Annotated in this window: 11 protein-coding genes and 2 pseudogenes; 12 read left to right on the forward strand and 1 reads right to left on the reverse strand. The window is 63.6% G+C overall.

What is annotated here, in order from left to right; genetic code table 11:
* Positions 1–364 precede the first annotated feature (364 nt).
* The 7 genes and pseudogenes from AC5I5B_RS11310 to AC5I5B_RS11340 all read left to right on the forward strand — a co-directional run.
* Positions 365–865: pseudogene (locus tag AC5I5B_RS11310) on the forward strand (hypothetical protein); the annotation flags it as partial.
* Positions 866–968: 103 nt separating this feature from the next.
* A complete protein-coding gene (locus tag AC5I5B_RS11315; RefSeq protein ID WP_495752665.1) occupies positions 969–1,712 on the forward strand; it encodes an ArdC family protein in 744 nt (247 codons plus the stop codon).
* Positions 1,713–1,829: 117 nt separating this feature from the next.
* Positions 1,830–3,305 (forward strand): tyrosine-type recombinase/integrase, encoded by a 1,476-nt coding sequence (locus AC5I5B_RS11320; RefSeq protein ID WP_495752635.1) that lies wholly within the window; start codon positions 1,830–1,832, stop codon positions 3,303–3,305.
* Positions 3,302–5,128 (forward strand): site-specific integrase, encoded by a 1,827-nt coding sequence (locus AC5I5B_RS11325; protein WP_327521542.1) that lies wholly within the window; start codon positions 3,302–3,304, stop codon positions 5,126–5,128. Before AC5I5B_RS11320 ends, AC5I5B_RS11325 begins: the two co-directional genes overlap by 4 nt.
* Positions 5,125–7,272, forward strand: coding sequence for an integrase (locus AC5I5B_RS11330; protein WP_327521543.1), 2,148 nt, complete (start codon positions 5,125–5,127; stop codon positions 7,270–7,272). The genes AC5I5B_RS11325 and AC5I5B_RS11330 overlap by 4 nt, the downstream gene beginning before the upstream one ends.
* A complete protein-coding gene (locus AC5I5B_RS11335) occupies positions 7,269–7,670 on the forward strand; it encodes a hypothetical protein (RefSeq protein ID WP_267211516.1) in 402 nt (133 codons plus the stop codon). The genes AC5I5B_RS11330 and AC5I5B_RS11335 overlap by 4 nt, the downstream gene beginning before the upstream one ends.
* Positions 7,671–7,855: 185 nt before the next feature.
* A pseudogene (locus AC5I5B_RS11340) lies at positions 7,856–8,068 on the forward strand (zincin-like metallopeptidase domain-containing protein); the annotation flags it as partial.
* A gap of 16 nt (positions 8,069–8,084) precedes the next feature.
* On the opposite strand, the gene AC5I5B_RS11345 reads toward AC5I5B_RS11340, so the two are convergent.
* The gene (locus AC5I5B_RS11345) at positions 8,085–8,513 is read right to left on the reverse strand and encodes a MerR family transcriptional regulator (protein WP_012112818.1); all 429 of its coding nucleotides are present in this window, start codon (positions 8,511–8,513) and stop codon (positions 8,085–8,087) included.
* A gap of 86 nt (positions 8,514–8,599) precedes the next feature.
* On the opposite strand from AC5I5B_RS11345, the gene AC5I5B_RS11350 reads away from it, so the two are divergent.
* The 5 genes from AC5I5B_RS11350 to AC5I5B_RS11370 are packed head-to-tail and all read left to right on the forward strand — an operon-like array spanning position 8,600 to position 13,287.
* On the forward strand, positions 8,600–9,025 hold the full coding sequence (locus AC5I5B_RS11350) for a mercuric transporter MerT family protein (protein ID WP_039194744.1): 426 nt from the start codon (positions 8,600–8,602) through the stop codon (positions 9,023–9,025).
* 21 nt (positions 9,026–9,046) lie between these two features.
* A complete protein-coding gene (locus AC5I5B_RS11355; protein ID WP_012112816.1) occupies positions 9,047–9,343 on the forward strand; it encodes a heavy-metal-associated domain-containing protein in 297 nt (98 codons plus the stop codon).
* Position 9,344: 1 nt separating this feature from the next.
* Positions 9,345–9,593, forward strand: a complete 249-nt coding sequence (locus tag AC5I5B_RS11360; RefSeq protein WP_036742955.1) for a hypothetical protein — start codon at positions 9,345–9,347, stop codon at positions 9,591–9,593.
* Positions 9,590–11,893 (forward strand): bifunctional organomercurial lyase/mercury(II) reductase MerBA, encoded by a 2,304-nt coding sequence (gene merBA, locus AC5I5B_RS11365; RefSeq protein ID WP_012112815.1) that lies wholly within the window; start codon positions 9,590–9,592, stop codon positions 11,891–11,893. Before AC5I5B_RS11360 ends, merBA begins: the two co-directional genes overlap by 4 nt.
* Positions 11,878–13,287: a dihydrolipoyl dehydrogenase family protein gene (locus tag AC5I5B_RS11370; RefSeq protein WP_246670937.1), complete on the forward strand. Its 1,410-nt coding sequence runs from the start codon at positions 11,878–11,880 to the stop codon at positions 13,285–13,287. Before merBA ends, AC5I5B_RS11370 begins: the two co-directional genes overlap by 16 nt.
* Positions 13,288–13,524 lie beyond the last annotated feature (237 nt).

Consider the following 13,524-nt stretch of genomic DNA (forward strand, 5'->3'; position numbering starts at 1 on the left):
GCCGCCCCACCGCACAACCCGTGCAGCGCCTTCTGGACGGATTGGACGTCCCGATGTCGAGAAAATCGGCGGGTACCGCACGGCCGCCGGCGCCGCCTAGGCGGCGGTCATGGATACGAGCAAGGCGTCGGATGGCAGGTGTGATATCGGCCGATTTCTGACCGAAGATTATATATGAATATTGGTCAGCAACGGGCCGTGAACGGTTGCTGACCAGAAACTGGATTCACACTTTGGTCAGAGGCGAAGCCCGGCTTTCGCGCGCTGGTCGGCAGTTCCCATCAGAGTAAGAGGACGGCCTTCGGGGTCATGGCGGGTTGAGGTCCGGGAGGGAGGCTCCTGGCGCCCGCCGTGGAGAACAGCCATGACCCAGATAGAAATTCAAACGCCGGCGCGGAACCCTAGAGACGGTTACAAGGTAGACGTCAGCCGTGGCGAGCGCATCGGCCGCGTCTCGTCGGAATGGTTCAATCGGCCCGACGACGAGCGGTTCCTGTCACTTACCGAGCTACGCGATGCAGTGCAGGCCCGGTCTCAGCGCAGCCGCACGCGCGTCGTCGAAACCCAACGGATCCACGTTGAGGCCAGCCGTGACGATGCTGAACGTCTCACGCTCATGCTGCCCGATTCAGACAGGCCTGTCGCGCCGACGCACTGGAGTTTTGGCCAGCTTACCAGCCTGGTCGGCGCACCGGCCCACTATCTGCGCCAGCTCCCGGCCCCTCTTGCGGCCATCAATCTGCAGTACGGCCTGACCTCAAACCGCGCCGAGCAGGTGAAGACGCTCGAAGTCGAGAACGGCCGTCTCGAGCTTCGAGCAGTGACGGGGCCAGATTACGGTCGTTATCTAAACAGTCAAGCTGTCTCACCGGCTTTTCACTGATCCCATTCCACCGACGTTGAGCCCGACGCCGCCCGCAAGCGGTGGCGATCCCGTGCGCTCGCGTCGCTCCCAAGGAGCTATCACGATGTCTTCCAGGATACAGTCCGGAGCGCGTGCCGACGTTTACACGCGCATCACCGCCGAGATCATAGCGGCAATCGAAGAAGGTGCCGGTGATTGGCGCGCACCGTGGTTCCACAACGGAACCAGCGCCGCCCGCCCGACCAACGTCGCATCTGGCCGCCGCTATCGCGGCATCAACACGGTGGCGCTGTGGGTCGCAGCCATGGCCAACGGTTACAGCGATGGCCTGTGGGGCACCTATCGGCAATGGCAGGACGCCGGAGCGCAGGTGCGCAAGGGCGAACGCTCGACCACCGTCGTGTTGTGGAAGCAGATCGCTTCGTCCGACTCGACGGATGACGATGACGGCGACGACAGCGGCCGTGTTCGGATGTTCGCGCGGGCCTTCTCGGTGTTCAACATCGCGCAGGTGGATGGATACGAACGTCCGTCGACGAGCATCTTGCCGGAGGAAGAGCGTCTGGCCCACGCCGAGGCCTTCATCGCCAACCTCGGAATCAAGACCGTGTTTGGCGGTTCGGAAGCCTGCTACGTTCCTTCCTCGGACACGGTGTTCATGCCGGACTTCGCTTCTTTCCGGGATGCCGCGTCGTTCTACGGGGTCTGGCTGCATGAGAACGGCCACGCTTCCGGGGCAAAGCACAGGCTGGACCGCGATCTCTCGGGTCGGTTCGGCTCGGCTGCCTACGCGGCCGAGGAGTGCTGTGTGTTATCCGGATTCTTTGATCCTGTCTTACCCGTGTGATCTTCGACAGACATTGTGCGGCGTAACGACGAGCTTTCGATCGGAGCGCTGCCGCAGTTTTTTGGCGAGGGGGCGGGCTCGAGCCCGTCCCCTCGCCAAAAAACTGCGGAGGCCGTGGTGCCGGAGCTTTACTTCACCGACCTGGTAGCTCTTCGAGAGCCGACGACCTTCGATGGCGTGAGCCATCAGCCGTTGCTATCCGCCGGCGAACACGCAGGCGACCTTGGCCTGATCGACGGCATACCGTTCATTCTCGATGATGATGGCAGCTACGATCATCATCTGAACCGCTTCTTTCGCGAATGCCCCACCATGGGGGCTCGCTCGCCGAACACGATCAAGGCCTATGCGCTGGATATTCTGACGTTCTCGCGCTTTTTGCATGAACAGCGGCATGGAAAGGGCATCTGGAAGGCGGATCGACAGGACCTCATCGCTTTCCATCGGGCGCGGCGTCTCACGGATCACTCCGCGCGGATATCGGCGTCCTCCTGGAACAGGTCCGTTACCGCCTTCGAGAAGTTCTACGGCTGGGCGCGTGACGAGGGTCTTCTGACCACTACGCCGTTTGGCAAACGCGATTGGATCAAAATATCCCGGACTCCGCGCGGCCCGGCCCAAGGCCAGCGCTATTCCTACCGTGAAGCTGGCGCCCGCCACCATGATATGCGCTACGTTGGGCTCGATCGCTTTTACTCCTTCCGGGATATCGGGTTGCGTGGTCGTCAATCGGATGGCCGCGACAATCCGGATTGGCGTGGCCGCCACGGCGAACGCGATGCGCTCTTTGCTGAGCTTCTCGTCTGCACTGGTCTACGTCTTGAAGAGGCAACCAGTCTGCTTCCGGCTGACCTGCCGAGGCACGACGATCCGGCTCTCGGCGCCGACCGCTCGTGTCCACTCAAATTGCCGGCGGCGATATGCAAAGGTGGCAAGGGACGAGAGATCCGCGTTCCGCGCCGCCTTCTGCGCCGCATCGATCAGTATGTTGGGATCGAGCGCTCCCAGATCGTTGCTCGCTGGCGCGAACATCGCCGCTGGGACAACATCCGTCAGCCAATCATGGTCCAGGGCTGGTCTCGGGACTTCGCACTTGTCTCTGATCGCAATGGCCAGTCCCGGCGCCGCCGCGATGGGCTTCTTCCTTCCGAACGAAGGCGCCTGCTCATGGTGGATGCCGCCGGTTTGCCCCTCGAACCGGCGGCATTGTGGCTGACGGATGACGGCCGGCCGATGCGACCCTCGACATGGGAGGCGGTCTTCGCGCGGGCCGAAGCGCGGTGTCGGCAAAACGGCCTTGATATCCACATCACACCGCACATGTTGAGGCACGTATTTGCGGTTCACATGCTGTCGCTCCTCATCCGGGCGCAGCTTGGCTGGATCGGGCCTGATCCTGATCAGAAGAGCGCCGCCTATCGTCGCGTCATCGGAGATCCACTTCAAAAACTTCAGCGCCTCCTCGGTCACGCCAGCATCGCCAGCACCTACATTTACCTCGACAGCCTCGATGAAGCTCGCATGCTGGTCGACAAGGCCGCCGGCGATTTTGCCGATACGCTCGACGATCTGGAGATCGGAGCGCCAGCGTGAAGGCGGCCTCTTCCATCATTGGCCGCAGGGGCCGCGTTATCTTCCCCGATATCGCCGATCCGACGCCCGAAGCACAGGAGGCAAAAACAACATTCCGCTTCCATGCAACTCTACGACATGGCGGTTCGATGGTCGTTGACCTCGCAGACCTGGGGCGGCCAGAGTTGCTCGGCCCATTCGCCCATGCATTGTGGCGTATCTGCCAGATCGGCGGACCGGCCGGCTCGGTCAGCACCGCCAAGGCTTACGTCGCCGCCACCCGCCGGTTCTGGACCTATCTTGATGATCGCCATCCTGCCCTCTGCCGTCTGGAACAGATGGCACCCCAGCATCTCGATGACTTTGCGGGATGGCTGAGCGAGCGACACACCGAGGTTGTCAGCTATCAGACGATCGCAAAGATTGTCGGCTGTCTCCGGTTCGTCCATCAGGATTGCCCGGCGACGCTCTCCGTGCTGATGCTGTCCCGGCTGCACTATGTCGGGTCGCCATATAACCCGAGCAAACCGCGCGACGCCTACGACGACCATGTAAATGCAGCGCTCCGCGAAGCGGCTCGACGCGATGTTCACGCGGCCCACAACCGCATCGTTACCGTCGGCAATGCCGTGCGGCGCGATGGTCCCATCGAAGGCGGCGAAGAACTTCGATCTGCCTACCGCATGACGATGAGCAGGCTGGAGTTGGACGGTACGATCAGCTTCAGTAAGCCTATCTACAAGTACCTCTATTGGCTCCGGCAGGAAGAGGGATTGTCGACGGGCAACCTCGTGGACGAACTGCATGGCCATCTCTACCTCAACCTTCAGGATATCATCGCCTTCCTGGTGATGCTGTCGCTGACGACTGGCATCGAGATCGAGTGCTGCAAGGAATTGGGCGTCGATTGCCTCAAGAATGCCGCGGGCGGCCACGTCGATATCGAATATATAAAGCGGCGAGCTCGAGGCGCCGAATGGAAGAGGCTGCGGGTGCGCGACGGCGGCAGTGGTACGCCTGGAGGCCTGATACGGCTCGCGATGAAGCTCGGAACCGAGGCGCGCAGGCGCCTCGATACCAATAGCCTCTGGGCTTACTTCAATGATGGACGGCTGGTCGCCGGAATAGGTCATCCCTCGGCGGAATCACTTGCCAGATTTGTGGCGCGGCACGAGATCGCCGATGCGGAAGGACAGCCAATCAATCTGGTCCTGGCCCGGCTGCGCAAGACCCAGAAGTCCCACTGGTACAGGCAGACGCGCGGACAGATGGAGAGCTTCGCCGTCAATCACAGCAAGGAGATCGCTGCGAACCATTATGCGGACATCCCGGCACTGCGTTCGCTGCACGAGACCACGGTCGCCGACGGTTTGAAGGAGGCTCTCGATTCTGCGCTGGCGCCGAAGCTGCTCATGCCGGAAGACGAGATGCGAATGCGTGCCTCGCCCGAGGCTGCCGGTCTCCCGCTGCCTGCTGCCGAGATCGCAGAACTGCTCAATGGCTCCCAGGATCTATGGCTCGCCAGCTGTTCCGGCTTTTATGCCAGCCCCTTCGGTCGCGCAGGCGAGGCTTGCCCGGTTCCGTTCTGGGGGTGTCTCGAATGCAAGAGCGCGGTGATTACCGCATCCAAATTGCCAGCGATCGTGGCCTTCGATACGTTCATGGTGGAGCAGCGCGCGAGCCTATCCGCGAGCGATTGGCAGGCCAAGTTCGGCCAGGCTCATGCCCGGATCACCGACCAGGTTCTCCCGGCCTTCCCTGAGGCTGTGGTCGCGGAAGCGAGAACACTGGCGCAAAACCGGGCTGGCTTGATCCATTTGCCGCCGGAGCTCGGCGCGACATGAGCGTAAAGCCAGCCACAGCTCCAGCGACGGCGCCAGCCTCTCTCCACGTCAAGGACGGTCAGGGTGTCCTTGATGGGCTCCGCATTCATCCGCGCAAAAAGGCGGAACCGTTGCCTCTGTTCGGTGAGGATAGTTGGAACCTGTCACCCGCTGTCTTCCGCGAGAACGCGAGGCGATGCCATTGTAGTGTCGACTTCACGCATCTGTCCAATCCGCTCACCCGGCTCACCGCCAAGGAATACCTGTTCGCTCGGCTGCATGAACCCGCGGGCGCACCCCGATCCCGGATGGCCCCGGCCACAGTCCGCGCCGTTTATAACCGGATGCGCCGCTTCATCGCCTTTATCGAGGAGCGGACAGGCAGCTTCCGGCTTGGAGAACTGACGCAGGCGGACCTCGACGCATGGCTTGCGTTTATCCGGACACCCGGGCGATTGCCCAGGCAGGTTGCTGCGCTCCTCGAGATTCCGGTCGATCTGCATGCCCACGCGGATCGGCTGACGCAGGGAGGGTATCAGTTCGAGCCTTGGCGAGGTCGAGCACCATTCCAGGTCGCCGGCTGCAAGCCGTCGCCACTAGAGAATACGACCCCACGCATTCCGGAGCCCGTCATCAACGCCTTGCTTCGTTGGTCGCTCAAATATGTCGACGTGTTCTCGGCCGACATTCTGGCAGCTCGGGCCGAGCTCACCATGCTCGCCGATCAGGCCAACAAGGCGACGATAGCAAGAACCGAACTCGGGCATCCGACATCCGATGCCATTGCACAGCGACTGGACGCCTATCTATCCCGGTTACGCAAGGAAGGACGCGGTGTGCCCGTCTGGCCGGATGATGTGAGCGTCGTCAGCAAGGAAGGGACTCGCGTCAACTACGGCTACATGGCTCTGCGCATCGGATGCCGCGCCGGTGCAATATGCCAGGCCCGGCGCCATCACAGTACGATATTGACGGCGGTTGCCGAACTCGGGACCGAGATCGGCGGCATGGACACCCCGATCAGCATCGACCCGGATACAGGACGCCCATGGCGTTCGCAGCGCTTCGATCAGTTCACGCTGATGCGCGAGGAAAAGATGTTGCAGGCGGCCGCCTACATTGTCTGCGCATACCTGACCGGAATGCGCGACAGCGAGGTCCAGGCGATGCGGGTCGGATGCCACTCCGTCGAACGAAGCGCCGACGGCCTGATCGAGCGGCACAGGGTGCGCAGCACGGCCTATAAAATGCGCAGCGTGACCGGCGAGGCTGCGGAATGGATCACGATCGCTCCCGTCGGGCGCGCCGTCGATATCGCAGAACGGCTGTCTGCACATGCCCGTGAGCGACGCGGCCTCGATACGCTCTGGCTCGTGTTGGTGAATGGTGCGGCGACAAAGGATCATCTCTCGACCGAGATCGTTCGTACCCTCAACCAGTTCCGCGCCCATCTCGATCGAACCCAGGGCACGCCCGAGAATCCCGCAATCCCGCGTGAAGCGTCGGGTCAGCCCTGGCGCTTTGCGACACGACAGTTCCGCCGAACGATAGCCTGGCACATCGCCAATCGACCGTTCGGAACTGTGGCGGGCAAGATCCAGTACAAGCATGCCTCCATCGCGACCTTCGAGGGCTATGCTGGCGAGTCAGCATCGGGATTCGGCGCTGAAGTTGCGCGAGAGCGCTCGCTGGGACGTCTCGAGGACATCATCGAGCACTACGAGGAGTTCCGGCGCGGCCACCCACCCACCGGTCCCGCGGCGAGCCGACTCGTATCCGAGTTTGGCCGCGTTGCCGATGCTCTCGGTGATTTACCCGGCATGATTGTCGATCCCGCCCGGTTGCGCTCGATGTTGCGCCATCTCGCTCGCGATCTTCACGTCGGGTTCCTCAATGACTGCTTCTTCGAAGCGGCTTCGGCTCTCTGCCTTCGCCGAACTCCGCAGACCGACCGCAAGGCGCCTGTCCTGTCCCATTGCAGCCCCGAACGCTGCCCTAACTCCTGCCTCAGCCGCCGACATCTTCCGCCTTGGGAAGCCTCCATCGAAGAAGGTGACATCCTCCTTCGCGATCCGAAGCTGACTGCCAATCAGCGCAAGGCGCTCGAGATCGAACAGGCCCGCAAGCGGGCTCTGATCGCGCCGCTGAAGGGGGAGGAAGCATGAAACCTGTCAGTGCCCGATCTGAAGCAGCGTTACGCGAAGCGGCGGAGCGCCTTCTCGCAGGCAAGCCACGTGTGACCAACGGCAAGCTGACCGTCGCAAATCTGGCTCGGGAAGCAGGCGTTGGCCGCGCTACCGCTAATCGGGCAACCGAACTGCTCGCGCACTTCCGTTCTGGGATATCCAGCGCCAGGACATCGTCAGCGGCAGGGCCCGAACGGCATCAACGTGCAGCGGATGCCATCACCATATCGACCCTCAGGGATACTGCTCAGCGACTGGCTCAGCAGGTCCAGTATCTTACCGTGCAAAACGCTGAGCAGCAGCGCATGATCGACGCTCTCCGAACGGCACTGGATCAGGCGACGGCCGGTCAGGTGGTGCGCTTCCCGGGAAGGTAGTGCCCGGCCGAAGCCCGCCAGAGGTAGAGGACCGACCGCTCAGGGGGAGCGGTTGGAAGCCAGAGAGAGCGGCTTCAGCTCGCCCAAATCTGTCTCACCTCATTCGATCCCGGAGAAAGACCATGATTACAACGGCTTGCGCCATGCGCGGCATCACTGAGACATGTCTCCCATTTGGATACTGTGTGGAGCTCCTGAGCGCCATGATCTGCGCCGACCTCCATCTCAGCGTCGAGCCGCGGCCCGACCACGCCAGCTATATCGCCTCCTGGCTCGAGGTGCTTCGCTCCGACAAGCGCGCGATCTTCACCGCCGCAGCCAAGGCGCAGCAGATCGCCGACTGGCTGCACGCCCAGCAGGGCAACGCTTGCCGGAACGACGTCAGGGGCGCCGCATAGGCGCTCCTCGACCCGATCAGTTGACAGTTCGCTCCCGGAACAGCGCCTCAATCAGCGGACATTCCGGCCGCGTGCCGTCGGCGCATTGCGCGACGACGTCCTTGAGCACCCGCTCCATGCGCTTCAGGTCAGCGATCTTCGCCCGCACATCGTCGAGATGCGCGGCGGCGACCGCGCTTGCCTCGGCGCAGGGCTGGTCGCGTTCGTCGACCAGGCGCAACAGCTCGCGGATTTCGTCGAGTGAGAAGCCGAGCTCGCGTGCCCGCAGCACAAAGCGAAGGCGCCGCTCGTGCGTCGTGTCGTAGCTGCGGTAGCCGGCCGCCGTGCGCGGTGGCTCGGGCAGGAGCCCGACCTTCTCGTAGTAGCGCACAGTCTCCAGATTGCTGCCCGTCCGCCGGGCGAGCTCAGCCCGCTGCAGGCCCTTCACGCCAGCGTGATCGCGCATCGCAAAAATCCCTCTTGACCCTGTAGTTGCTACAGACCGCATGGTACTGCGCAATGAGGATTTCGGCAAGGAAAGCGAGATCGGACATGGATATATCGCGACCCAGCACGGCGGGCATGACGTCCGCCACGACCGACGTGCTCGCGTCGGACCGAGCCGAAGTCGGACGGCAGCGCCTGGTCGCCGTCGGCGGCATTCTCGGCGCGCTTGCCGCCTCCTCGTGCTGCATCGTCCCGCTCATCCTGTTTAGCCTAGGCATTGGTGGCGCCTGGATCGGCAATCTGACGGCGCTCGCGCCCTACAAGCCGCTCTTCGTCGCCGGGACGACGGGCGTTCTCGGCTACGGCTTCTATCTCGTCTACTGGAAGCCGAGGCGGGCCTGCGCCGAGGATGCTGCCTGCGCGCGCCCGATCCCCAGCCGCATTGTCCAGATCGCGCTCTGGTTTGCGACGGTGCTCGTCGCGGCCGCCTTCGCATTCGACTACGTCGCCCCGCTGCTGCTTTCCGCCTGACACCAAGAGGAGACCCGTCCCATGAAGAAGAGTTTGAGTGCTCTTGCTTTGATCATGTCGGTGATGACCGCGCCTGCCGTGTTCGCTACCGAACGCACAGTCACCTTCGCCATCGACAACATGACCTGCGCCTCCTGCCCCTACATCGTGAAGACCTCGATGGCGGCGGTCCCCGGGGTCTCGACGGTGGCCGTCTCGTTCGAAGCCAAGACCGCGACCGTGACCTTCGACGACGCGCAGACGACCCCGGATGCCATCGCGGCCGCCAGCATGAATGCCGGCTATCCGGCCCGCCCGACGCAGGAGCAAGGCAGTTGACATGCATGACCGCGCCCTGATCCGCACCGGCGCCGCAGGCGCCATTGTCGTTGCGATCTGCTGCGCGGCGCCACTCCTTGCCGTGCCCCCGCCGCTGGCCGGCCTCGGCGCGTGGTTGACGGGTTCGGGTCTGGTCGTGCTTTCCCTGATCGCCGCGGGCCTCGGGCTTGTCGCCTGCGGCATCCATCATCGCCGTGCAAAGGTCGTCTGTTCCAACACGAAGATTCTGAATGAAGGCCTGAAGCCATGAACGATTGCTGCACATCCTCCGCGTCCCGCGACAAGGCGACGGTTTCTACATCCGCAACGGTGCCGAGCTTGGCCGTGCGGCCGGGTGTGACGTTTCCGGACTGGTCGGTGGTTTCGTCACCCGTGGTGAAGGAGGCCCTGCTGGCCATGGTCGGCTCCGACCATGTGCTCAACCGCTGGAGCGGCTACGAGGCGGCCACGGATCGCGTGCGCGTTGCGTTGCTACAGCTCTACGCCGAACACGGGCGAGCCCCGACCCCAAGCGCGCTTGCCAAGCGTGCGGGGCTGAGCGAGGAAGCCGTCCGTGCGCTGCTCGAAGAGCTCCGCCGTCGCGACCTCGTCGTACTCGATGGCGACATGATTGTCGGCGCGTATCCCTTCACCGACCGCGACACCGGCCACCGGGTCACACTGGACGGACGCACTCTTACTGCGATGTGCGCGGTCGACGCGCTCGGCATCGGCGCTATGACCGACCAAGACATCTCGATCGTCTCGCGCTGCCGCCACTGCGGCGCGCCGGTCCGGATCACCACGCAGGAACGGGGCCGGGCTCTGGCCGACGTTGAGCCGACGACGGCCGTCGTATGGCTCAGCGTCCATTACGAAGGCGGATGCGCTGCGAACTCGCTGTGCACTGCAACATCCTTCTTCTGTTCCGACGATCACCTCGCCGCGTGGCGCCGGCAGCGTCCTGCAGACGAGCCGGGATTCCGGCTGTCGATCGAGGAAGCTCTCGAAGCAGGTCGGGCGATCTTCGGGCCCAGCCTTGCCGGAATCGGCACAATCGCCGGCCACGGCAACAACGCGGCCGAGACACAAGGTGAGCCTCAATCGTCGGGCGATACGGCATCGCCGGACAGGCCCGTGACGCATCGGCGCCTTGGCACGAATGGCCGCAACAATGGTTCCTACGACCTTGCCATCATCGGCGCCGGCTCGGCCGGCTTCTCGGCCGCGATCACGGCAGCCGATCAGGGCGCCCAGGTGGCCCTCATCGGCAGCGGCACCATCGGCGGCACCTGCGTCAATATCGGTTGCGTGCCGTCGAAGACGCTGATCCGCGCCGCCGAGACGCTCCACAATGCCCGAGCCGCGGCACGTTTCGCCGGCATCACGGCCGAGGCCGAACTGACCGACTGGGGCGGAACCGTCCGTCAGAAGGACGCGCTGGTTTCGGAGCTACGTCAGGCCAAGTACGCCGACCTGCTCCCGGCTTACAACGGCATCGCCTATCGCGAAGGGCCGGCGCGCATCGTGGACGGCGGCGTCCAGGTGGACGGCACGTTTGTCTCAGCCGGCAAGATCATCATCGCGACCGGCGCGCGACCGGCCGTCCCTGTCATCCCAGGCATCGAGACCGTGCCATACCTGACGAGCACGACGGCGCTTGATCTCGAGGCGCTGCCCCGATCTCTGCTCGTGATCGGCGGCGGCTATATCGGGGCCGAACTCGCCCAGATGTTCGCCCGCGCCGGCGTCGAGGTGACGCTGGTGTGCCGCTCGCGTCTCCTTCCGGAGGCCGAACCCGAGATCGGCACGGCGCTGACGGGGTATTTCATGGACGAGAGCATCGCGGTGATTTCCGGCATCACGTACCGGACGATCCGCAAGACCGCGGACGGTGTTGCACTCACTGTCCATCGCGACGGCAAGGACGTCACGATCGACGCCGATCAGGTGCTCGTGGCGACGGGCCGCGCGCCCAATATCGAAGGTCTCGGGCTCGCCGAGCATGGGATCGCTCTCTCGCCGAAGGGCGGCATCTTCGTCGATGACCGCATGCGCACGACAAGATCGGGCGTGTACGCTGCCGGCGACGTCACCGGTCACGATCAGTTCGTCTACATGGCCGCCTACGGTGCCAAGCTCGCGGCGAAGAACGCCCTCAACGGCGACAGCCTGCGCTACGACAACAGTGCCATGCCGGCCATCGTCTTCACCGATCCGCAGGTGGCGAGCGTCGGGCTGACAGAGGCGGCTGCGCGGACCGCCGGCCACGCCGTCCGTGTCTCCACGATCGGTCTCGACCAGGTGCCGCGCGCGATTGCCGCCCGAGACACACGCGGGCTCATCAAGCTCGTCGCCGACGCTGGCAGCGGCCGGCTGCTCGGGGCGCATATCCTCGCACCGGAGGGAGCCGACAGCATCCAGACGGCGGCCCTGGCAATCCGGCACGGCCTCACCGTCGACGACCTCGCGGATACGCTCTTTCCGTATCTCACCACCGTTGAGGGCCTGAAGCTCGCGGCTCTTGCCTTCGACAAGGACGTGGCGAAGCTCTCATGCTGCGCCGGCTGAGCCGTGAAGGCTCGGATGTCGAACGTGACAATGTTGGAGGAGATCTAGTGGCGAAGAGATATGACCTTGCGATCATCGGCACGGGAACGGCTGCGATCGTAACAGCACACAGGGTTCGTGCGGCTGGCTGGAGCGTCGCCGTCGCGGACTTCCGGCCCTTCGGGGGCACCTGCGCCTTGCGCGGTTGCGATCCGAAGAAGATGATGGTCGGCGGCGCCGAGGCGGCTGATCACGCCTGGCGCATGAGCGGACGTGGAATCGAAGGGGACGCGACGCTCGATTGGACGGGACTGATGGCCTTCAAGCGCAGCTTCACCGATCCGGTACCGCAGAAGCGTGAGAAAGCCTTTGCCGACAAAGGGATTCACGCCTTCCACGGTCACGTTCGCTTTATCGGCCCGAATGCGCTCGAGTTCGGAGGAGAGAGGATCGAGGCGGACCGTATCGTGATCGCCGCCGGCGCCGAGGCCGTGCCGCTCGGCATTCCGGGCGAGCAGCACCTGATCACCAATGAAGGCTTCCTGGAACTGGAGAGCCTGCCTGAACGCATCGTCCTTGTCGGCGGCGGTTATATCGCGGCCGAGTTTTCGCACATCGCGGCGCGCGCCGGAGCACAGGTCACAATTCTTCAGCACGGGAAGCGAATGCTCAAGCAATTCGACCCCGATCTCGTCGGCTGGCTGATGGACAAGTTCAGCGAGCGCGGCATCAATGTCCGCACACAGGCAGGGGTGACCGCCATTGAGAAGGTATCAGACGGCTATCGCGTCCGGGCGGACTGTCCTGACGGCGAACTCGATATGGACGCAGATCTGGTCGTCCATGCCGCGGGTCGGGCGCCGGCGCTCGCGACGCTCGATCTCGATGCCGGGAGCGTAAAGCACCATAACGGGCGGCTGGCGTTGAACGGATTTTTGCAAAGCGTCTCCAACCCCGCGGTCTACGCAGCAGGTGATGCCGCCGGCCTAGGACCGCCGCTCACTCCGGTATCAAGCCATGACGCGAAGGTAGTCTCGGCGAACCTGCTCAACGGCAACACGGTCAGGCCTGAATACACAGGCGTTCCGAGTGTCGCCTTCACCATCCCGCCGATCGCAGCCGTCGGCATGAGCGAAGCCAAGGCGCGTGAGAAAGGCCTGAACGTTCGCGTAAAGACCGAGCGCGTGGACGGCTGGTTCACCGCACGCCAGCAGGCCGAGACGGTGTATGGCTTCAAAACGTTGGTCGACGCGGACACTGACCGCATCCTCGGCGCCCATCTTGTCGGTCCGCACGCTGACGAAGTGATCAACATCTTTGCACTGGCGATCAGGCAAGGGCTGACGGCAGAGCAGTTGAAGACCACCATGTTCGCATATCCCAGCGGCGCGTCAGATATCGGCGAGATGCTTTGAGCGTAAGTGAGGTGGTCGACCGGTACGGCCGCGGAGCAGTCTGCACGAAAGAAATCCCTTCACCAGTCGCATTCGGTTCGCTGAGCAGTCGTAAAAACCACGAACCGCAATGCGAAGAGCAGCCCTCCAGATACTCCCGAGTGTCTCACCCGTTCTAAAACCGCGCAACGCCGCCAGATCGGCTGGTTTCGGCTGATGAAAGTCCGCTGAGACAGCTTGACTGTTCAGATAACGCGC

Source organism: Agrobacterium sp., assembly GCF_059499945.1.